The sequence below is a fragment of the Luteimonas sp. R10 genome (genome assembly GCF_045689605.1).
Taxonomy (GTDB): Bacteria; Pseudomonadota; Gammaproteobacteria; order Xanthomonadales; family Xanthomonadaceae; genus Luteimonas.
On record NZ_CP141262.1, the window covers coordinates 172,853 to 195,001 of the forward strand.

At 71.5% G+C, this 22,149-nt stretch carries 13 protein-coding genes; 7 read left to right on the forward strand and 6 right to left on the reverse strand.

All coding sequences use genetic code 11. From position 1 onward, the window contains the following. Positions 1 to 7 precede the first annotated feature (7 nt). Positions 8 to 2,647, forward strand: a complete 2,640-nt coding sequence (locus U3649_RS00740; protein WP_407352994.1) for a PAS-domain containing protein — start codon at positions 8 to 10, stop codon at positions 2,645 to 2,647. Positions 2,648 to 2,820: 173 nt separating this feature from the next. On the opposite strand, the gene U3649_RS00745 is transcribed toward U3649_RS00740, so the two are convergent. Further along, positions 2,821 to 3,459 (reverse strand): LuxR C-terminal-related transcriptional regulator, encoded by a 639-nt coding sequence (locus U3649_RS00745; RefSeq protein WP_407352995.1) that lies wholly within the window; start codon positions 3,457 to 3,459, stop codon positions 2,821 to 2,823. Positions 3,460 to 3,641: 182 nt separating this feature from the next. On the opposite strand from U3649_RS00745, the gene dgcN reads away from it, so the two are divergent. From dgcN to gltS, 4 genes are read left to right on the forward strand one after another with little or no spacing between them, the layout of a single operon-like run. After that, entirely contained in the window at positions 3,642 to 4,694 is a 1,053-nt protein-coding gene (gene dgcN / locus U3649_RS00750) for an N-acetyltransferase DgcN (RefSeq protein ID WP_407352996.1), read from the forward strand. Further along, the gene (gene dgcA / locus U3649_RS00755; RefSeq protein ID WP_407352997.1) at positions 4,679 to 5,722 is read left to right on the forward strand and encodes an N-acetyl-D-Glu racemase DgcA; all 1,044 of its coding nucleotides are present in this window, start codon (positions 4,679 to 4,681) and stop codon (positions 5,720 to 5,722) included. The genes dgcN and dgcA overlap by 16 nt, the downstream gene beginning before the upstream one ends. Continuing rightward, positions 5,719 to 7,353 carry an amidohydrolase family protein gene (locus U3649_RS00760; protein ID WP_407352998.1) on the forward strand — a complete coding sequence of 545 codons (1,635 nt, stop codon included), beginning with the start codon at positions 5,719 to 5,721 and terminating at the stop codon, positions 7,351 to 7,353. Before dgcA ends, U3649_RS00760 begins: the two co-directional genes overlap by 4 nt. Positions 7,354 to 7,380: 27 nt before the next feature. Then, a complete protein-coding gene (gene gltS / locus U3649_RS00765; RefSeq protein WP_407352999.1) occupies positions 7,381 to 8,598 on the forward strand; it encodes a sodium/glutamate symporter in 1,218 nt (405 codons plus the stop codon). 19 nt (positions 8,599 to 8,617) lie between these two features. Here the strand turns inward: gltS and ggt (U3649_RS00770) are convergent, their stop codons facing one another. Next, the gene (ggt, locus tag U3649_RS00770; protein ID WP_407353000.1) at positions 8,618 to 10,360 is read right to left on the reverse strand and encodes a gamma-glutamyltransferase; all 1,743 of its coding nucleotides are present in this window, start codon (positions 10,358 to 10,360) and stop codon (positions 8,618 to 8,620) included. Between the two features lie 94 nt (positions 10,361 to 10,454). Beyond that, a complete protein-coding gene (locus U3649_RS00775) occupies positions 10,455 to 13,244 on the reverse strand; it encodes a TonB-dependent receptor plug domain-containing protein (protein WP_407353001.1) in 2,790 nt (929 codons plus the stop codon). Between the two features lie 311 nt (positions 13,245 to 13,555). Between U3649_RS00775 and ggt (U3649_RS00780) the strand changes: the two genes are divergently transcribed. After that, positions 13,556 to 15,232 (forward strand): gamma-glutamyltransferase, encoded by a 1,677-nt coding sequence (gene ggt, locus U3649_RS00780; protein ID WP_407353002.1) that lies wholly within the window; start codon positions 13,556 to 13,558, stop codon positions 15,230 to 15,232. A 53-nt stretch (positions 15,233 to 15,285) separates the two neighbouring features. After that, the gene (locus U3649_RS00785) at positions 15,286 to 16,200 is read left to right on the forward strand and encodes a LysR family transcriptional regulator (RefSeq protein WP_407353003.1); all 915 of its coding nucleotides are present in this window, start codon (positions 15,286 to 15,288) and stop codon (positions 16,198 to 16,200) included. A 77-nt stretch (positions 16,201 to 16,277) separates the two neighbouring features. On the opposite strand, the gene rsgA is transcribed toward U3649_RS00785, so the two are convergent. The 3 genes from rsgA to U3649_RS00800 form a co-directional block, all read right to left on the reverse strand. After that, complete coding sequence (gene rsgA, locus U3649_RS00790) at positions 16,278 to 17,357, reverse strand: ribosome small subunit-dependent GTPase A (RefSeq protein ID WP_407354667.1); 1,080 nt, start codon at positions 17,355 to 17,357, stop codon at positions 16,278 to 16,280. 132 nt (positions 17,358 to 17,489) lie between these two features. Next, on the reverse strand, positions 17,490 to 18,662 hold the full coding sequence (locus tag U3649_RS00795; protein WP_407353004.1) for a serine hydrolase domain-containing protein: 1,173 nt from the start codon (positions 18,660 to 18,662) through the stop codon (positions 17,490 to 17,492). A gap of 157 nt (positions 18,663 to 18,819) precedes the next feature. Then, positions 18,820 to 21,933 (reverse strand): TonB-dependent receptor domain-containing protein, encoded by a 3,114-nt coding sequence (locus tag U3649_RS00800; RefSeq protein WP_407353005.1) that lies wholly within the window; start codon positions 21,931 to 21,933, stop codon positions 18,820 to 18,822. Positions 21,934 to 22,149: the final 216 nt, after the last annotated feature.

Consider the following 22,149-nt stretch of genomic DNA (forward strand, 5'->3'; position numbering starts at 1 on the left):
GGCACCGATGCATCACGCCCGAACCCGCCGGCTGCTGTCGATCGCACTGCTGCTGGCCGGCGGACTGACGCTGGCGACGACGCTCGCCTGGCGCGGCGGCGAAAGCCGCGAACTCGACACCCAGGCGCGGCTGGCACGCCAGCAGCTGGAACTGCATCGGCAGGCGCTGGCGCAGCAGATCGAACGCTATCGCGCGCTGCCGCAGGTGCTGGCGCTCGATCCCGACCTGCGCGCCGGCGTGGCCGCGCCGGTCGACCCGGCCACGCGGCAGCGCCTGAACCTGCGCCTGGAACAGGCCAACCGCACCACGCGCGCATCGACGCTGACGCTGATCGATGCCGACGGCATCGCGGTCGCCGCGAGCAACTGGCGCGAGCCGGGCAGCAACGTCGGCGAACGCTACGGCTTCCGCCCCTACGTGCAGCAGGCGCTGCGCGAGGGCCGCGGCCGCTTCTACGGCATCGGCGTGACCACCGGCGTGCCGGGCTATTTCCTGTCCGAAGCGCTGCGCGACGACGCCGGCCGCGCGATCGGCGTGATCGTGATCAAGCTCGAGCTGGCGGCGATCGAACAGGCCTGGCCGCGGGACGCCGACACCGTGCTGGTCAGCGACGCGCTCGGCGTGGTGTTCCTCGCCAGCCGCCACGACTGGCGCTATCGCACCCTGGCGCCGCTGGACACGCGTGCGCGCGCGGAACTGGCGGCCACCCGCCAGTACCAGGGGCAGACGCTGCGCCCCCACGCCGGCCGCCAGCTGCACACCCTGCCCGACGGCAGCGGCCTGGTGCGCATCGCTGCGCCGGAAATGCCGGGGTTGTGGTTGTGGCAGCGCGAGCCGTTCGACGACACCGGCTGGACGCTGCACCTGCTGCACGATGCGGCGCCGGTGGCGGCGGCGGCACGGCAATGGGCGGCGATCGCCGGCGCGTCCTGGGTCGCGCTGGCGTTCGTGCTGCTGTTCGTGCAGCAGCGCCTGCGGCTGGGCGCATTGCGCCGGCGCAGCCGCGCCGAGCTCGAAACGCTGGTGCAGCAGCACGCCGAGGAACTGCGGACCGCGCGCGACGGCCTGGTCGCCGCGGCGCAGGAGGCCGACACCGGCCTGAGCCGGCGCCTGGCGCACCTGCCCCAGGGCGTGGTGATCATCGACGCGGACCTGCGCGTCGTCGCGTGGAACGCGCGCTACATCGAGCTGTTCCGCTTCCCGCCGGACCTGGTGCGGGTGGGCACGCCGATCGAGCACGTGTTCCGCCACAACGCGCAACGCGGGCTGCTCGGGCCGGGACCGGTCGAGGAAGCGATCCAGCGCCGCCTCGACCATCTGCGCAGCGGCAGGCCGCACATGCGCGAGAGCGAGAAGGACGACGGCACGGTGCTCGAGATCCGCGGCAACCCGCTGCCCGACGGCGGCTTCGTGACCAGCTACGCCGACATCACCAGCTACAAGAACACCGCGCGCGAACTGCGCACGCTGGCCGACGCGCTCGAGCGGCGCATCGCCGAGCGCACCGCCGACCTGGAACAGGCGCGGCGCGAGGCCGAGGCCGCGAACCGCTACAAGGGCCGATTCGCCGCCGCGGCGGTGCACGACCTGCTGCAGCCGCTCAACGCCGCGCGGATGTTCGTCTCCGGCCTGCGTGCGCGCCTGCGCGACGACGAAACCCGCGCCATCGCCGACAGCATCGACGGCGCGCTGGCGGCGCAGGACGGCATCCTCGCCAGCCTGCTCGACATCTCGCGCCTGGAGTCCGGCACGTTGCGGACCGACGTGCGCGGCTTCGCGCTCGGGCCGATGCTCGACGGGCTGGCGAGCGAAACCGGCGTGCTGGCGCACGCCCACGGCCTGCAGTTCGACCACGTGCCCACGCGCGCCTGGGTGCGCAGCGATCCGGCCCTGCTGCGGCGCGTGGTGCAGAACTTCCTGTCGAACGCGGTGCGCTACACCGCGCGCGGCCGCATCCTGCTGGGCTGCCGCCGCGACGGCGACCTGCTGCGCATCGAGGTGCACGACACCGGCCCGGGCATTCCGCCCAACCGGCAGGGCGAGATCTTCGAGGAGTTCCGGCGGCTCGACGCCGGCACCGCCGGCGACCGCGGCGCGGGCCTCGGACTGGCGATCGTCGAACGCATCGCGCGGCTGCTCGACCACCGCGTCGGCCTGCATTCGCGGCCCGGCATCGGCAGCGTGTTCGCGGTCGCGGTGCCGCTGGTCGCTGCCGGCACCGAGCCGGCCCCGCCGCCGCCCGAGCCGCCGCCGGCCGACGACGGCTCGCCACTGCGCGGCTGCCGCGTCTGGTGCATCGACGACGATCCGCACGTCTGCGCCGCCACGCGGCTGCTGCTGCGGCGCTGGGACTGCGACGTGCCGCTGTCCGACGGCCCCGGCGCCGCGCTGGCCGCGGCCGCACCCGACAATGCGCCCGACCTGGTGTTGCTCGACGTACGCCTGGGTGCGCAAGACGGGCCGACGGTGTTCGAAACCCTGTGCGAGCGCTGGCAATGCACGCCGCTGGTGATCCTGGTCACCGCCGAAACGGACCCGGCGCTGCACGCGCGCGCCCGCGCGGCCGGTTGGGGCTTTCTCGCCAAGCCGGTGCGCCCGCCGGCGCTGCGCGCGCTGATGACGCAGCTGCTGCTGCGGCGCGGGTGACGCCTGGGCCGCTTCGCTGTTCCGCCCGGAAGCCGGCCCGGACGGAGCCGTGGCGACCCCGTGGGGAGCGGCAGCGACATGCCGCTGCCGGGGCGTCGCGGCTCCGCCGGCGGGCGGTCGCGACTCCCGTCGCTCCCACAGGAGCCGGCCAAGGCACGCATGTCGATCCGGCCCTAGACCTCGTCGTCGCGCTCGAGCGCCTTGACCAGCACCGCGGCCTGGGTGCGGCTGTGGCACTCGAGCTTCCTCAGGATCGCGGTGACGTGCACCTTCACCGTGTTCTCGGCCAGCCCCAGCGCATGGGCGATCTGCTTGTTGAGCAGGCCATCGGCCAGGCACATCAGCACCCGGAACTGCTGCGGGGTCAATTGCGCCAGGCGCGCGGCAAGCCGGGCGTCGTCCTCGGAACGCTCGATCGTCAACGGCGGGAACCAGCTGCCGCCGTCGAGCACCGCGGCCACCGCCCGGCCGATCGACTCGGCCGGCGCCGACTTGGAGATGAAGCCGGCCGCGCCGAACTGCTGCACGCGACGCACAATGCGGGGATGGTCGTTCGACGAGATCACCACCACCGGCAGCTCCGGCCGCTCGCCGCGCAGGTAGACCAGCGACGACAGCCCGCGCGCGCCGGGCATCGCCAAGTCGAGCAGCACCAGTTCGATCGCCGGATCGGCGGCCAGCACCGAGGCCAGCGCCGACGCGCTTTCGGCCTCGACCACGCGGATCGCACCGAGGCTATCCTGCAGGGCATGCAGCACCGCGGCCCTCAGCAGCGGGTGGTCGTCGGCGATGAGGATGGTCGGCGCGTCCATGGGGAACAGTCTGGCACGGAGCGGCGCGCGCCACCGCCGCGCATAACCTGCGGTTATGCGTGACGGGTGTCTTTTCAATGGTGCGCGCGTGGCGCGATGCCTATCGTGGCCGCAGGGCCGGCGTTCTCGGCGGTAGCGCCGGCCCCCACCCCGGAACCTGCCGACAAGGAATGCGTGACCCGATGTCCCGACCCGACGAAGCCCGCGCCCATTTCGATCCCGCCGCGGGCTGGCCGCCACCGTTCCTGCTGTACCTGGGCAACGCGCACGACGACCTCGCCGCCAAGACCGCGCGCGGCCTGGCGTTCTGGCGCCCGGAGTGGTGCGTGGGCCAGTTCCGCGACGCGGACTGCCGGACCACGCTCGGCCTGGCGGACATGGACTTCGCCCAGGCGCGCGCCGCCGGCGTCAACACCATGATCGTCGGCGTGGCCAACGCCGGCGGGCGGATGGACCCGCGCGCGGTCGCGCACGTGGTCGCGGCGCTCGACGCCGGCATGAACGTGGCGTCCGGCCTGCACGAGCGGCTCGGCTCCCATCCCGAGATCGCCGCGGCCGCGCAGCGCAACGGCCGCGTGCTGTTCGACGCGCGCGAGCCGCCGAAGACGCCGGTCGGCACCGGCGCGCGTCGCGCCGGCCGCCGCCTGCTCACCGTCGGCACCGACTGCTCTGTGGGCAAGATGTACACCACGCTGGCGCTGGAGCGCGAACTGCACAAGCGCGGCGTGCGCGCGGACTTCCGCGCCACCGGCCAGACCGGGATCTTCATCGCCGGGCGCGGCGTGCCGATCGACGCGGTGGTGGCCGACTTCATCTCCGGCGGCATCGAATGGGTCTCGCCGGCGCGGCTGGACGACGGCTGGGACCTGATCGAGGGCCAGGGCTCGCTGTACCACCCGTCCTATGCCGGCGTGTCGCTCGGCCTGCTGCACGGCGCGCAGCCGGACGCGCTGGTGCTGTGCCACGAGCCCGGCCGCCCGCACATGCGCGCGTTGCCGCACTTCCCGCTGCCCGACCTGCGCGAGTGCCTGGAGGCCAACCTGCGCGCGGCCCGGCTGACCAACCCCGGCGCGCAGGCGGTCGGCGTGTCGCTGAATACCTCGCGCCTGGCGCCGGCCGCCGCCGGGCGCGCCTGCCGCGAAGTGGAGGACCTCCTGGGCCTGCCCGCGCAGGATCCGGTGACCATGGGCACGGACCGGATCGTCGACCGGCTGCTCTCATGCTTCGCCGGCTGATCGCCCGCCACCGGAGCTGGCCGCTGGCCACGCCGTTCCGCATCTCGCGCGGGGTCAAGCATTCGGCCGAGGTGGTGGTGGTGGAAATCCGGCACGGCGGCATCGCAGGACGCGGCGAAGCCGTGCCGTATGCGCGCTACGGCGAAACCGTCGATTCGGTGCTGGGGCAGATCGGGCTCGCCAAAGGCGCCATTGCCTCGGGCATCAACCGCGCGCAACTGGACGAACTGCTGTCGCCGGGCGCCGCGCGCAATGCGATCGACTGCGCACTGTGGGACCTGGAAGCGAACCGCACCGGCTCCTCGGTGGCCGCCCTGCTCGGCCGGACGCCGCCGCCCGCGCTGGCCAGCGCACAGACGATCGGCATCGACACGCCGGAAAGAATGGCGCGGGCCGCCGCGCAGGTGGCGACGCTCGAACTCATCAAACTCAAGGTCGACGCCTGCGATCCCGGGACGCGCATCCGCGCGGTCCGGCAGGCCGCGCCGGACGCCCGCCTGATCGTCGATGCCAACGAAAGCTGGACCCTGGACCTGCTGCGCGAGCTGCAACCGGTCCTGGCCGAAGCGCGGGTCGACCTGATCGAACAGCCCCTGCCTGCCGCGCAGGACGAGGCGCTGTCCGGCTTCGTGTCGGCAACGCCGATCTGCGCCGACGAATCCTGCCATGTCGCCGCCGACCTGCCGCGGCTCAGGGATCGCTACCAGGCGGTGAACATCAAGCTCGACAAGACCGGCGGCCTCAGCGAGGCGCTGCGATTGCTGAAAGCCGCGCGCGAAGGCGGCTTCCGCGTCATGGTCGGATGCATGGTGTGCTCGTCGCTCGGCATCGCACCCGCGTTCCACGTTGCGCGCGACGCCGAATTCGTCGATCTCGACGGCCCTCTGTGGCTGCGACGCGATCGCGACGACGGCGTGCGCATGCGCGACGGCCGACTGCATCCGCCCGCGCCCGGATTCTGGGGCGGGGCGGGCGTCGCGCCGTCGCAGCCGCCCGACAGACGCGTTCACCCCGGAGCATCCGCATGACCAGACGCCACCCATACCGCTACGCCGCCTGCGGCGCGCTCGCCTCGCTGCTGCTTGCCGCCTGCACCGCTCCCGACGACGACACGACCGCGGAGCCGGCGGACCTGTTGATCGCCGGCGGTACCGTCTACGACGGCGGCCCCGACGGCCCGCGGATCGCGGACGTGGTGGTGACCGGGGATCGCATCGTTCACGTCGGCCCGGATGCGGCGGCGCGCTACCGCGCGGAGCGCACCATCGATGCCGACGGGGCCATCGTCGCGCCCGGCTTCATCGACCCGCACACGCATCCCGGCAGCTACATCCGCTCGCAGGATCCGGACGAGCGGCTCAATGCGCCGTGGCTGTTCCAGGGCGTCACCACGCTGTTCATCGGCGTGGACGGCGGCGGCACGCCGGATGTCGCCGCCGACCGCGACTGGTTCGAACGTCACGGCGTCGGCACCAACCTCGCCCAGTACGTCGGCTTCGGCGCGGTCCGTTCACGCGTGCTGGGACAGGATGCGCGCGCACCGACGGACGATGAACTGCAGCGGATGCGCGAGATGGTGGCCAATGCCATGTGCGAAGGCGCGTTCGGCTTGTCGACCGGTCTGTTCTACGCGCCGCAGAGCTTCGCCACCACGGACGAGGTCGTCGCCCTGGCCCGGGAGGCGGCGATCCGCGGCGGGCGCTACGATACCCACCAGCGCGACGAGTCCAGCTACACGCTGGGGTTGCTGGGCTCGGTCGCCGAAGTGCTCGAGATCGGCCGCAGCGCCGACATTCCAGTCCACTTCGCCCACATCAAGGCGCTTGGCACCGACGTGCATGGCCGCGCCGGCGACGTCGTTCGCCTGATCGAGCAGGCGCAGGCCGCCGGCCAGACGGTCACCGCCGACCAGTATCCCTGGCTCGCTTCCGGCTCCAACCTGAGCGCGGCGCTGTTGCCGCGCTGGGCGGTGGACGGCGGCCGCGCCGCCCTGCTCGAACGTCTCGATGATCCGCCGACGGTCGCGCGCATCCGCGACGAGATGCGCGAGAACCTGCAGCGACGGGGGGGCGCGGAGGCGTTGCTGCTGTCGGGCCAGGGCTGGCCCTGGACAGGGAAGACCCTGCAGGCCGTCGCGGCCGAATGGGACACGGACCCGGTCGATGCGGCGTTGCGCATCGTCCGGGAAGGCGGCGACGGCGACGCTGCGGCACGGTCCGCGCAGCGGGTGTCCTCGTTCAACATGGACCGGGAGGACGTGGAGCTGTTCATGCGCCAACCGTGGGTGCTCACCAGTTCCGACGGCAGCGACGGACATCCACGCCAGTACGCGACGTTCCCCGAGAAGTACGAACGCTTCGTTCGCCAGGACCGGGTCATCTCCGTGGACGATTTCATCCATCGCTCGACCGGCCTGAGCGCCGACAGCCTCGGCCTGGAGCGGCGCGGATACTTGCGTCCGGATCATTTCGCCGACATCGTGGTATTCGATCCCGAGCGCTTCGCGCCGAAGGCCGACTACCTGAACCCGCGCAGGCTGTCGGAGGGCGTCGACTATCTGCTGGTCAATGGTGCGCTGGTTATCGACGACGGCAGCCTGACCGGGGTTGCCGCCGGACGCGTGCTCAGGCACCGGCCGGTGGGCGACGTCTGTCGCTGACTCTGCGCGCGGGCAGAAGGAGAATCGATGCTTGAACTCGACGCGGTACAGACGTTGGCCCTTGCGGGCCTGACCCTCTTCCTCGGTTACGCGCTGTGCCGCGCGATTCCCGTCCTCTCCCGCTACAACCTGCCCGCGCCGGTGGTAGGCGGGCTGGTGGTGGCGCTGGCGGTGCTGGTGGCGCACACGCAGGACACCACGCTGTTCACGCTGGACACCAGCCTGCAGACGCCGTTGATGATCGCGTTCTTCACCACCATCGGCGTCAATGCCAGCGTCGCGCTGCTGAAGATCAGCGGCCGCCAGGTGCTGCTGTTCCTGGCGCTGGCCAGCGGCTTCGCGGTGGTGCAGAACCTGCTCGGCATCCTGGTCGCCACCGGCTTCGGCCTGCACCCGCTGTTCGGAGTGCTCGCCGGGTCCACCACGCTGACCGGCGGGCCGGCCACCGGGCTGGCGTTCGCGCCGCTGTTCGAGGAGGCGGGCGTGGCCGGCGCCGAATCGGTGGCGCTGGCCTCGGCGATGGCCGGCATCGTCTGCGGCGGCCTGATCGGCGGCCCGGTGGTGACGATGCTGATCCGGCGCTTCCAGCTGCGCACGCCGGAGCCGGCGCCGGACGCCGCGGCGGCGGATGCGATGGCCGCCGTGGTCGCGGGCGGCGTCGACGATCCGGCCCCGGACGAGGCGGCGCGCGAGTTCGGCGCGCTCAAGAGCATCGTGGTGATCCTGGTGGCGATGTGGCTCGGCTCGTGGGTCAGCGCCGGCATCTCCGCGACCGGCCTCACCCTGCCCGCCTACGTCGGCGCGATGCTGGTGGGCGCGCTGATCCGCAACATCGACGACCGCACCGGCTGGATCGGCCTGCCGGTGCGCACCACCGACCTGATCGGCAACATCTGCCTGGCGCTGTTCCTGGCGGTGGCGCTGATGAACCTGAAGCTGTGGGAGCTGGCGGGCCTGGCCACGCCGCTGCTGGTGAACCTGGCGCTGCAGGTGCTGATCGTGGCGCTGTTCTGCGGCGTGGTGTTCCGGCTGATGGGCCGCGACTACGACGCGGCGGTGATGGGCGGCGGCTTCGTCGGCTTCATGCTGGGCACCACCGCCAACGCGATGGCGGTGATGCGCACCTTGGTCGAGCGCTACGGCCCGGCGCCGCGCGCGTTCCTGGTGGCGCCGCTGGTGGGCGCGTTCTTCATCGACTTCACCAATGCGCTGGTGATCACCGGGTTCATCAACTTCTGGCACTGAGTCCGCGCGGCGCCGCCGCTCACTCCGCGGCGGCGGTCGCGCCCGGGCGCCGCGGGTCGGCCGCGCCCTCGACGCCGTCCGGCCCGACCAGCAGGGTCTGGGTGCTGCCGATGGTCTCGTCGGCGACCACCTCGTGGCCGCGCGCGGCGAGGATCCGCAGCGTGTCCGGGCTGATCCCGCGCTCGATGCGCAGCTCGCCCGAGCGCATGTCCTGGTGGATGCGCGGCGCGTGCGCCGACTCGGCGATGTTCAGGTCGAAATCGACCACGTCCACGATCGTCTGCATGACCGTGCCGGGAATGGTGTTGCCGCCCGGACTGCCGGTCACCATCCACAGCCGGCCGTCGCGGAACAGCATGGTCGGCGACATGCTGGAGATCGGCCGCCGCCCGGGCGCGAGCGCGTTCGCGCTGCGCACGCGGCCGTCCACGCGTTCGGCGGCCTGGTCGCCGAGCGAGAAATTGCCGATCAGGTTGCCGAGCAGGAACCCCGCGCCCTCGATCATCACCCCGGAGCCGAAGTCGGCGCCGATGGTGTAGGTGTTGCTGACGGCGTTTCCGTCGGCGTCGATCACCGACAGGTGGGTGGTTTCGGTGCTCTCGAACGCCCACGGATCGCCGGCGTCGACCTCGTCGGCCGGCGCGGCGCGCTCGGGATCGATCGATGCGGCGCGCGCGGCGGCGTAGGCCTTCGCGGTCATGCCCGCCAGCGGCACGTCGACGAAGCCCGGATCGCCGGCATGGCGGACGCGGTCGCGCCAGGAGAGCTTCATCGCCTCGGCCATGCGGTGCAGCGCGTCCGCCGAACGGGCGCCGGCAGCGCGCATGTCGAAGGTCTCGAGCAGGTTGAGCATGGACACGATGCCGGGGCCGCCGCCGCTGGCCGGCGGCATCGTCACCACCTCGACGCCGCGATAGCGGCCGACCAGCGGCTCGCGCTCGATGGCGCGGTACGCCGCCAGGTCCTCCAGCGTCAGCAGGCCGCCGTGGCGGCGCATGCCGTCGGCGAGGCGCTGCGCGATCGCGCCGCGGTAGAACGCGTCGGCGCCGTGCTCGGCGATCTGCCGCAGCGACCAGGCCAGGTCGGGCTGCACCAGCCGCTCGCCGGCGCGCAACGCGCTGCCGTCCTCGTGCAGGAACACGGCGGCGCCGGCGGCGCTGCGGGCCAGCCGCTCGCGGCCCCAGTCCAGCGCGAAGGCCTCGTCGCGGCTCAGGACCACGCCGTCCTCGGCCAGCCGGATCGCCGGTTGCAGCAGCGTGGCCCAGGGCAGGCGCCCGTAGCGCTCGTGCGCCAAAGCGAGCCCCGCGACCGTGCCCGGCACGCCGGCCGCGCGGTAGCCCGCGGACTGGCCGCCGGACAGTTCGCCGTTCTCGTCGAGGTAGGCGTCGAGGGTGGCCGCGGCCGGTGCCGCCGAGCGGTAGTCGATCGCCACCGTGCGCTCTTCGTCGGCCAGGTGCACCAGCATGAAGCCGTCGCCGCCGATGTTGCCGGCGCGCGGCAGGGTCACCGCCAGCACGAAGGCGGTGGCCACCGCCGCGTCGACCGCGTTGCCCCCCTGGCGCAGGATCCCGGCGCCGGTCTGGCTGGCGAGCGCGTTCTGGCTGACCACCATGCCGCGCGTACCGGCCTCCGGTTTCTGGATCGCGGCGTAGTTGAGCAACTGCCGCGTCTGCGCGGACACGGTGCAGACGATGCAGCACGCGAGCACGGCCGCGACCAGCAGGCGCGCGAGCGGGCGCGACGGAATCGAACAGATCGGCATGGTGTCTCTCCCGGCCCGCGGCGGAGACCGGCGCGCGTGCGCCGGGCGACGGGCGCGACGGCCGGGCCGTGCCCGCCGCGCCCGTGGTGCCGTGCTAGAACTCGAACCGCAGCCCCGCGGTGAAGTAGCGGCCGACCACGTCGTAGAGGGTCGCATTGAGGCCGTTGTTGTCGGTGGCGATCACCACCGGATCGCGGTCGAGCGCGTTGTCGATCCGGAAGTACGCCTCCATCCGGTCGCCGAAGGCATACGATCCGAACAGTCCGAGGTACCAGGTGCTGGGCACGGTGTTGTCGTCGATGTCCACGCCGTCCACCCAGTCGTTGCGCAGCACGCCGGAACCGATGAAGCGCGCCGAGGCGCCGAGCCGGGCCGGGCCGCTGCGGAAGGTCGCGGTGGCCAGCGCGCGCCACTTCGGCGAACCGTCGCGGTTCTCGCCGGCATAGTCGTGACTGGCGAACGGCGTCTCGCGGGTATCCTCCAGCAGGCGGCTGGCGACCACGCGGAAGTCGAGGTCGGCATCGTCGCCGAGCGTGGGCAGGCCGTGCCGGTACGACAGGTCGACGTCGACGCCGCGCACCTTCTGGTTGGCGATGTTGATCGGCTGGATCAGCAGTTCGGTGATCGTGCCCGAGGCGTCGCGGGTGACGTACCGGCACAGCGACTGGTCGCCTTCGTAGCAGCCGTCGACGGTCTCCTGGTTGCTCAACGTGGAGATCGCGTCCTTGATGTCGATGCTGTAGTAGTCGATCGCGCCCTGCAGGCCGGGCAGGCCGGCGGGCGTGAACACCACGCCGAGGCTGGTGGTGTCGGCGATTTCCGGGTTCAGGTCCAGGTTGCCCTGCGAGATGCGCAGGATGTTCTGGCGCACGTCGCCGTTCCAGCGGTCGAGCACGTTCTGGCGCTGGGTCAGCCCCGCCTGGTAGAGGTTGCTCAGGTTGGGCGCGCGGATGTCGCGCGAACGCACGCCGCGCAGCAGCAGCGACTGCAGCGGCCGCCAGGTCAGGCCCGCCTTCCACGGCACCTCGATCCCGGAGTAGCTGTAGTCGGCCACGCGCACCGCGCCGTTGAACTCCAGCGTCTCCGCCAGCGGCATCAGCACTTCGGCGAAGGCCTCGTTGACCCGGTTCGAGCCGCGGGTGGGCAGGAAGTTGCCGAACAGCCACTCGCGCCGCTGTCCGGCCTCGTCGCTGCGGCCGCGCACGCTCTCGCGTCGATGCTCGGCGCCGAACGCCAGCGTCGCCGGTCCGGCCCAGGTGGAGAACGCTTCGCCGCTCATGCTCGCCGAGGCGACCTGCTGGGTGACGGTCTGGTCGATCCACGGCGAACCGTTCACCCAGTCCAGCGCCGGATCGTCGGGCGCCGCGCCGCCGAAGGTGTTCAGCGGCACGCAGCCGTTGCCGGGATCGGCCAGGCTGGAGCGGCAGACGATGCGCCCGCTGTCGGGGTCCACCACCGCGTCGATCGCCTGCGCCAGCCGCCCGCTGTTGGTGACGTTGAGCACGCGCGTGGACAGCCGGCTCTCGCCGTACTGGTAGTACGCGTCGACATCCCAGGTCTCGCCGACCATGCCGCTCAGGCCGACCACGGCGCGGTAGGTGTCGACCTCCACACGCGGCGAGGCGACGCCCAGCAGCAACCCATAGGGAGCGCTGTCCACGCCGGCTTCGGCCATCGCGGCGCGCGTGCGCGGATCGAGATAGGGATTGTCGTCGCGGATGGTGAGGCTGCCGCCGAAGTAGTTGTAGGACGAGTGGGTGGTCGCCACCGAATTGGCGGCGCTGGCCTCGGCGAACAGTTCGAACGCATCGGAGATCTCGAACGAGGCGCGGCCGAACGCGTTCTTGCGGCGCACGTCGCCCTTCAGCGACATCGCCGCGAAATGGCCGTCGAGTTCGCCGCCGGAAGAATTGGACCCGGTGAGGTCGAGGGTGCCGTAGTCGAACGGGCGCGGCGAGCCGTCGGGATCGAACGTGGTGCCACGCAAGGGGCCGTCGGTGATCAGGCCGCCGAAGGCCTCGTTGGGCCGGTTCAGGAACGGCACGGTGATGCGATAGGGCTGGCCGTTGCCCTCGGTCCAGTCGGGATTGATCATGTTGCCCCAGCCGCGGAACCAGTCGCGGTCGCGTGCCGCGCCGATGCCGTCGCTGTGCGCGTATTCGGCGTTGAGCAGCAGGTGTCCGCGTCCTTCCGCGAACGGCCGGCCGAAGGTGAGGCCGATGTTCTGCTGGGTGTCGTCGCCCTCGGCGGACTCGCCGAACTGCACGTAACCCTTGGTGCCGGTGTAGCGCGTGTCGAGTAGGAAGTTGACCACGCCGGCCACCGCGTCGGAGCCGTACACCGACGACGCGCCACCGGTGACCACGTCGACCTGGCGGATCAGCGCGTTCGGCAGGCCGTTGGCGTCGACGTTGCCCTGCAGGTTGGAGCCGACGAAGCGGCGGCCGTCGACCAGCACCAGGGTGCGGTCGGTGCCGAGGCCGCGCAGATTGAGGCGGTTCATGCCGGTGGTGCCGGAGCTGATCGAGTTGTTGCCCTGGGTGGTGGTGGCGTCGCCGACCAGCGAGGGCATGGTGTTGAGGTAGTCGGCGATGTTGTTGGGCGCGGCGAGTTCGATCTGCTCGAAATCGATCGTGGTCACCGGCGTCGGCGATGCGTAGCCGGCCTTCAGCACGCGCGAGCCGGTGACCTGCACCGTGTCGAGCGTGGCGGCCGTGTCCTGCACCGCCGGCGATGGCGCCTGCGCCGCGTCGGCGCGATCCTGTGCATCTGCCGTTGCGGCAGGGGCCTGTACGTCCTGCGCGACGGCGGCGGGAAGGCCCGGCCCGCCGGCGAACAACAACGCGCTGCCGGAAAGAAGGGTGACGATCCTGATGGCGCTCATGCTCATGCTCTCCCCGGGGTCGGATGCGATCGGGAGGTACGATCCGTATGTTTCGCGCTGCAATCGTCCCGGCTGCCCTCTAGCACGGAGAGTGGCCGCGTATTTCGTGTTTGTCGTGCAGGATTGCTGGGCAGCGGTATAACTTCAGGCTATGGCGCATCCATAACCGCAGGTTATCCGCGTGCAACGCAACGTGAGGTTGCGCGACGCGCGGTGGCGGCTAGTCTGACGGCATGCGCGCGTCCCCGATTCCGCTGTTCTTCGAATGCCTCGCCGGTGTCCGCCCGCTGCCTCGTGGCAGTGCACGGCGAATGCTGCTGTTGCTCCCGCTGCTGCTGCTGGCGGGATGCCGCACGCCCGAAGGCTCCGGTGCCCCGACCGTCGACCAGAGCATGGTGGTGGCCGCCCATCCGCTCGCCGTGGAGGCCGGCACGCGGGTCCTGCAGCGCGGCGGCAGCGCGATCGATGCGGCGGTGGCGGTGCAGCTGATGCTGGGACTGGTCGAGCCGCAGAGCTCGGGCATCGGCGGCGGCGCGATCGTGATGGCCTACGATGCGTCCACGGGCGAGGTCACCAGTTATCTCGGGCGCGAGACCGCGCCGGCGTCCGCCACGCCGGCGATGCTGCGCGACGACGATGGGCGCGCGCTGCCGCACGCCGAAGCGATGCTGGGCGGCGTGGCCACCGGCGTCCCAGGCGCGGTGGCGGCATTCGCGGCCGCGCACCAGGCGCACGGGCGCCTGCCATGGGCCGCGCTGTTCGACGAGGCCATCGAGCGCGCCGAGGCGGGCTTCGTCATCGGCCCGCGCCTGGCGCGGCACATCGACGGCCGATTCCCGCAGGCCTCGGCGCCGGACGTGGTCGCCTACTTCTCGCGTCCCGACGGCACGCGGATGCGGGCCGGCGACCGGGCGCGCAATCCCGACTATGCCGACACGCTGCGCACGCTGGCACGCGAGGGGGCAGATGCGTTCTATCGCGGCGACATCGCCGCCGCGATCGCCGCACGCACCGCGGCGGCGCCGCTGCCGGGTGGAATGACCGCCCGCGATCTGGCCGCGTACGGCGCCGAAACCGTCGCCCCGCTGTGCCGCCCGCTGCGCGCCTATGTGCTGTGCGTGCCGCCGCCGCCGACCAGCGGCGTCGGTCTGCTGCAACTGATGCTGCTGCTGCAGGAGACCGACATCGCCACCCGCGACGCGGACGATCCGCAGGCCTGGTTCCTGTTCGCCGAGGCGAGCCGCGCCATGTATGCCGACCGGGATCGGTACGTGGGCGACCCGCGCTTCGTCCCCGTTCCCGTCGACGGCCTGCTCGACGCCGGTTACCTCGACGCGCGCCGCGCCCTGATCGGCGACACCGCGGCCCCGGAACACCCAGCCGGAACGCCCGCGGGTGCGCCGCAGCTCGCGGACGACGCCACCCGCGAACCGGCCGGCACCAGCCACTTCGTGGTCGTCGATGCGCAGGGCAACGCGGCCTCGGTGACCACCACGGTGGAGTCCTATTTCGGTTCCGGGCGCATGGTGCGCGGCTTCTTCCTCAACAACCAGCTGACCGATTTCTCCTGGGCGGATGCGGACCGGCCGCTGCCGGCCGCGAATGCGGTGGCGCCAGGCAAGCGGCCGCGCTCGTCGATGACGCCGGCGATCCTGCTCGACCACGACGGCCGGTTCCTCGGCGCGATCGGATCGCCGGGCGGCAACGCGATCCCGGCCTACATCGCCAAGGCCCTGACCGGCGCGTTCGACTGGAACCTGCCGCTGGCGCAGGCGCTCGCGCTGCCCAACCTGGTCGCGCGCGGCGAACGCTTCGACGGCGAGGCGACGCGGATGCCGGCCGAGCTGCGCGCGGCGCTGGCGCGCCGCGGCGTCGAGGTGCGGCCCGGCGCGGGAGAGGATTCGGGGCTGCACGGCGTGCTGTTGCGCGACGGGCGGCTCGAGGGCGCGGCCGATCCGCGGCGCGAGGGCGTGGTGGGATGCCCGTGAGCGCGGCCCCGGCGCCGCTGGCCGCCGCGCGCGCGGTGGCCTAGGATCGGCCGATGCGCTTTCGCCAGATCGAAGTCTTCTACGCCGTCTACACCACCGGCTCCATCAGCGCCGCCGCGCGCTCGCTGCATGTCTCGCAACCCTCGGTCAGCAAGGTGCTGCACCACACCCAGTCGCAGCTGGGACTGACGCTGTTCACGCTGGTGCGCGGCCGCCTGGTCGCGACCGACGAGGCGCATGCGCTGTTCATCGAAGTCGCCGAGATCTTCAAGCGCCTGACTTCGCTGCAGAAGACGGTGAGCAACATCAAGAACCTCGGCGGCAGCCACATCCGCCTGGCGGTGGTGCCCTCGCTCGGCCTGCACGTGGCCCCGATGGCGATCATGCGCTTCCGCCGCCAGCACCCGGAAGTGACGTTCGACGTGCAGACGCTGCACCACGACAACCTGTTCGAGGCGCTGTACGAGCGCACCTGCGACATCGCCGTGGCCTACGACCCGCCGGCCCACCCGCGCATGCAGCGGCGCGAACTGGACACCGGCGAACTGATGCTGCTGTTCCAGCGCGACAGCCTGCCCGAGGTGGGCGCGAGCGTGCCGCTGCGATTGCTCGATGGCCAGGACATGGTGGGGCTGACGACCAGCGGCCCGGTCGGCGACCTGTTCGCGGGCGAGGTGCAGCGGAACAACGTCGCCATCCGCGAGGTGGTGTCGAACCAGACCTTCTACATCGCCGCCGCGCTCACCCGCTGCGGCGCCGGCATGGCGGTGGTGGACGAGTTCACCGCGCGCGCCAGCGTGGACGAGACCACCGCCTTCCGCCCGTTCGATCCCGCGATCCGGTTCAAGGTCGAGTGCGTGTACCTGGAGGACCGCCCGCCCTCGAAGGCGGCCGACGCCTTCGTGGCCATGCTCGGAACGACCTTGCGCGGGATGCGCGGGACGGAACGGGCGCCGGCGGACGGATAGCCGCGCCCGCACGAAGGCACGCGACCCGCCCCGGGGTTCCATCCGTCGACCCGCCGGCCCGCGCCTGGTGCGAAGGTTCAGCGTTTCCGGTACTTCTCGTCCGGGCGCCTGTTGGACGTCTTGCCCGCGCCCTTCTGCTCGGCGTTCTGGGCCTTGCGGTGGGCCAACTGGCCGGCCGCGCCGGCGACCTCGTCGCGCAGCTTCAGGTAGTTGGCGAAACGCTGCGGGGACAGCTGGCCGGCCTCGATCGCCGCGCGCACCGCGCAGCCGGGTTCGCGCGCGTGCGAACAGTCGCGGAACCTGCACTGCTCGGCCAGTGCCTCGATGTCGGTGAAGTTCTCGGCGACGTCCTCTTCGCCGGTGGGCTTGAGTTCGCGCATGCCTGGGGTGTCGATCAGGCAGGCGCCGGACGGCAGCGGGATCAGCGCGCGGTGGGTGGTGGTGTGGCGGCCGCGCTCGTCGCTCTCGCGCACCGCGGCGGTCTTCATGCGCTCGCTGCCGAGCAGGGTGTTGGTGAGGGTGGACTTGCCGGCGCCGGAACTGCCGACCAGGACCGCGCTGACGCCCGGGCGCAGCCACGCCTCGAGCGCGGCGACGCTGTCGCGCTCCTTGGCGTTGACCGCGAGCACCGGCACGTCGGCGCCGGCGACGTCGGCCAGCGCGGCCACGGCGGCGTCCACGTCGGCACCGGGCTTGTCGGCCTTGGTCAGCACCACCACCGGCTCGGCGCCGCCGCCGCGCACCAGCAGCAGGTAACGCTCGATCCGACGCGGGTTGAAGTCGGCGTCGAGGCCGCACACCACCAGCACCACGTCGACGTTGGCGGCGATCACCTGCTGGCGGTAGTGCTCGCCGGCGGCGCCGCGCTTGATCACCGTGCGCCGCGGCAGCAGCGCGACGATGCGCGCGCCCTCCAGCAGCACCCAGTCGCCGACCGCGGCGCGCTGCTCGGGCGGCAGGGTCGCCCGCTGCCATTCCGGCGGCGACTCGACCGGGAAGCCCGCGGACGGACCGTCGGCCACCAGATAACCGGTGCGGTGCTGCTCGACCACCCGCGCCGGCGCCGCCCCGGGGTGGGCCTCGAGTTCGTCGCGCCAGGCGTCGTCATCGACCGCCCCGGCGAACGGCCAGCCGATCGCGCGCAGCGCGTCGCGCACCGACCCGGCGGCGGGCGCAGGGCTCAAACGGATGATTCCAGGCGGGTCATGCCGCGATTCTATGCGCTCGGCGCCACCGGAAGGCGCGCACGGCCTCCGGTGATGCGTCACCGGCGCGTTTTCACCGGAGGCTCATTCGTCCGTGGACTCCCGGCTTCCGGCTCCGGACACGAAGTGTGCGTACAGCAGCCTGTTCACCTCGTCCCGGACCGCCATGTCCCGGGTCCCATTGGTGATCACGACGAATCCGTACTGCTTCTCCGCGTCGAAGTACATGGAGCTGTACAGCCCGTAGGCGGACCCGGTGTGCCCGGTCAGCGCGACCCCCGGGACGAGCGCGCGTTCGGTGCGGATGGCCAGGCCATAACCGCTGGTCCCGTCGACATCGACCGCGGGCGTCTGCATCAGGTCGGCGTGTTCGGGCGCGAGGATCCGCACGCCGCCCCACTCGCCCCGGTTCATGTGCATCAGCATGTAGGCGGCCAGGTCGGGGGCCGAGATCTTCAGGCCGCCCGTCGGAGAGAAGACGGGCGTGCTGTAGCCCATCCGGTAATCGTCCAGGCGCTCGCCGAGGCGGGCATACGCCTGGTCCGAACGGACGAATCCCTCCCCCTCGCGATAGCGATAGATCTGCGCGAAGCGGTCCGCGTCCAGGGCATCCGCCAGGTAGCCTCCGTACAGGCCCAGGGGCTCCAGCACATGCGTCCGCACATACGCATCGAACCGCTGCCCGGACGCCCGCTCCACGATCGTGCCGACCATGTTGTAGCCCAGGTTGGAGTATTCGTAGCGCTCCCCGGGCGCGCGGTCCGCATAGCTGTCCCGCCAGTCCTCGTTGGCCTCGGGATTGACGACGTCCAGGCTGCCGTACCACGGCCCGTCGGTAATGGACGAGGTGTGGTTCAGCAGCATTTCCAGCGTGATCGCCCGCTCGGGGAACCGGGGGTTGCGCACCGGAAACCCGACCAGTTCGCTGACATCGTCGTCGAGGGACAGCCGGCCGTTTTCCACCAGTTGGAGGATGGACGTCGCCGCGAACGACTTGGAGATCGACGCGATACGGAACACGTCTCCGTCCTGCAGGGGAAGCCTCCGCTCCCTGTCCTTCCACCCCAGGCTGTTCTGGTAGACGACGGCGTTGTCCTTCACGACCACGACCGCCAGGCCCACCGTCCCGTGCTCCGCCATCAGTTCGCCCAACCTGTGCTCCAGGTCGTGGGGGAACGCAGGCTGCAGGCAAGCCAACGCCAGCAGAAGCGCCGTCCACGACAGCGCGCGCGCCTCTTTCCCGATTCGCATGATCATGCTCCGCTTTCCTTTCCACGAAGGGATGAAGTACGTCGGCGACCGCGACGCCGCGCGCAGGACGCGGCGCCCGTGCCGAGGCGGCACCCGCTCAACCGCGCTCCCGCGGGAGCGGACGAGGTCCGCGGCCCCGATGCGCCCGGGCGCTCCGGCCCGGTCACTCGAACGACTTGGTCAGCGTCAGGTAATAGCCGCGGCCGAGCACGTTGTGCACGCCCGAGTAGAACCCGATCGCATTGGTCGACAGCGGCGGGTCGCGGTCGGCGACGTTGCGTACGGTGAAGCGGACGCTGCTGTTGTCGAGGATGTTGCCGGTGTCGCCGAAGCGGCGCTCGACGTACACATCGGCCGTGGTCCAGCTCGGGATCTGGAAGCGGGTGCCGTCGGCGCGCAGCGCGCCGGTGGACTCGAACGGTCCGACGTAGCGGAAGTGGGTGCCGCTGAGCCAGTCGCCGCTGCGCCAGGAAACGTTGAGCGTCCCGCGCCACGCCGGCGAGCCGTTGATCCCCAGCAGGTTGCCGGCGCTGCTGAGCCGGAAGCCGTCGTTGATGAGGCCGGCTTCCTGGGCCGCCAGGATGGCCGCCTCGTCGGCGACCGGCTCCTGGGTGCGCTCGATCAGCCTGGACACGTTCGCGCCGATGTTGAACGTGTCGCCGCCGGCGGTGCGCAGGCGATGGGTCAGGCCGAAGTCGACGCCACGGGTGGTCCGCGGCAGGCGGTTGATGTAGCGGTCCTGCACCAGGGTGACGTTGCCGACCGGATCCAGGCCCGTGCCCGCGAAGTCCGCGATGCGGGTGTCGTCGGGATCCGCGCGGATGACGTTGGGGTTGGAGGAGCCCTGCATGCGCGCCAGGTAGTCCAGCGCGAGCTGGGTCTGCTCGCCGAGGATGCCGATCACGTCCTCCTGCTCGATCACCCAGTAGTCCGCGGTGAGGGTCAGCCGGCCGGCACGCTCCGGCAGGAAGGTGGGCGAGAACACGAAACCGACCGCGTAGGCGTCCGAGGTCTCCGGCTGCAGGTCGCGGTTGCCGCTGCGCTCGGCCTGGGTGCTGAAGGATCGGCCGCAGTCGGCGAAGCTCGAGATACGCCCGGCACGCAGGTCGGCTTCGCACTGGTAGTAGTCGGTACGCGTGTTGCTGACGGTGGCGCCTTCGGCGTAGAGCTGCAGGATGTTGGGCGCCAGGAAGCTCTGCGCCCAGTTGGCGCGCAGCATCAGGTCGTCGGTGATCGTCCAGGCCAGCGCGACCTTGGGGTTGGCGACCCAGCCGAAGTCGGAATAGCGCTCCCAGCGGCCGGCCAGCTGCAGGTCGAGGCTGCGGACCAGCGGGACGTCCATCTCCGGCGCGACCAGCGGCACCGCGAACTCGGTGTAGAACGAGGCGACGTTGCGGGTCCCCGAGTTGTCGCCGGCCGGGCTGGCGCCGAGCACGTCGCTGGTGATCGCGCCGGTCATCGGGTTGGTGTAGGCGATCGTGCCGTCGAAGCGCGGATCACGGTCGTCGCTCAGCGTCTCGCGCCGCCATTCGGCGCCGAACGCCAGCCCGACGTCGCCCGCAGGCAGGCTGAAGATGCGCTCACGCAGGAAGCGCGTGTCGACCTGGAACAGGCTCGCGGTGCTGTAGCGGCGCACCGGCACGGTGAAGCCGGCGATGGTCGCGGCATCGCTCGGGGTACCGTCCACCGAAGGCCAGTTGCCGAGGTCGCCGCCGTTGAACGGGTTGTAGGCACCGGGATCCGAGCGCGCCAGCGCCTCGGCGAACAGGGTGTTGCTGATCGAACCGTACTGGATGTCCTCGGTGGTCGCGCGGGAGTACAGCACCGCGCTCTCCCAGTCGAAGCCGAGCAGTTCGCCGCGCACGCCGGCCAACGCGCGGTAGGAGTCGTCCCGCACCTCGTAGGGCCGCGAGGTGTCGGTGGCGCGGTAGCTGGTGATGCGCAGGTCGAGCCCTTCTTCCGGCGCGTCGATGCCCGGCAGCCGGTTGGGGTTGGGCGAACCGTCCGGCAGGTACACGGCGCCGAACGGATTCCAGTAGTTGGACGCCGGCACGATCATCGGCGCGGCGCCGAGCGAAGCCGCCTGCTCGCGCATGGCGCTGTACTTGGCCTGGTAATAGCTGACCTCGCCGAAGGCGACGAAGTTGTCGTCGATGTCCTGCTCGATGGTGGTGAAGAGATTGCTGCGCTCCACCCGGCCGAGGAGGTTGCGCTGCTCCATCGCGTTGAACCGCAGCGGCCGGTCGAGGGTGCTGTTCTGGCTGCCCGACTGGATGCACAGTTCGCCGCCGATCGGCGTGGTGCAGCGGTTCTCCGCGGGCTGGATGTTGAAATAGCCGGTGCCGCTGGTGATCGGCGTGCCGTCGCGGTTCACCGCCACGCCGCCGACGGTCTGGAACACGCCCCAGGAACTCGTGGTGAAGCGGTCGTCGAACGACAGATGCCCCTCGAACGGCGTGCCTTCCAGCAGCGCGCGGCGGTCCATGTCGGCGGTGATGGGGTGCTCGCTCGCCGGCACGCCGGAACGGTAGGTGTGCCCGCCGAGGACGGTCACCCGGGTCCGCCCGTCGTTGAACCAGTGGCCTGCCTTGAGGTTGAAGTTGCCCTGGCGCAGGTCGATGTTCTCGGAGCCGCCGTATTGCGCCTGCAACTGCAGGCCCTGGAAGGTGGTGTCCATGGCCACGTTGAGCACGCCGGCGACCGCGTCGGAGCCGTACAGCGCCGAGGCGCCGCCGAGCAGGACCTCCATCTGCCTGACGCCGTAGAGCGGAATGGCGTTCATGTTGGCGGTCTGCCGCGGCACGAGGCTTTCGGTCTGGGTGCCGGGGTGCGGCACCACGCGGCGGCCGTTGACCAGCAGCAGCGTGTTTCCGGTGCCGAGGTTGCGCAGGTTGATCGAACCCACGTCGCCGCGCGCGGCGTTGAGGTTGGCGGCCACGTCGGTGTTGTCGAACATCATGTCGCCCACCTGCGGCAGGCTGCGCAGCAGGTCCTCGCCGGAGATCGCGCCGGTGGCCGCGATCTCCTCGGCGCCGAGCACCGAGACGGGCAGCATGCCCGCTTCGCTGGTGCCGGCGAAGCGGCTGCCCACGACGACGACGCCGTCGAGTTCGGCGATGCGCTCCTCCGCGGTCTTCGCGGCCGCGGGCGGAGCCTCGGGTTCCGCGGGTGGGGTCTGCACCGCCTGCTGCGCGGGCGCGGGCGTCTGCGCCAGCGCGGGATTGCCGATGATCGTACCGAGCATCATCGCGAGCGCGGTCTTGCGGTGCGTTCTCATGTCACTACTCCCGTTTCGAAGCGTTTCGGAGCGTTTCGAGATGACACGCGAATGACACGTGTCTGCCGTTCGAAGTTATCAGCCGACACAACGCGCGAGCCTTAGCAATTTGGGTGCCGTCCATAGCTGCAAGCTATGCCCTGCGGCCGTCGCTGCTGTACGCAGACGGGCAACGCCATGCCCGCATTTCCACCTCGCATCGCGCTCGAGCGCACC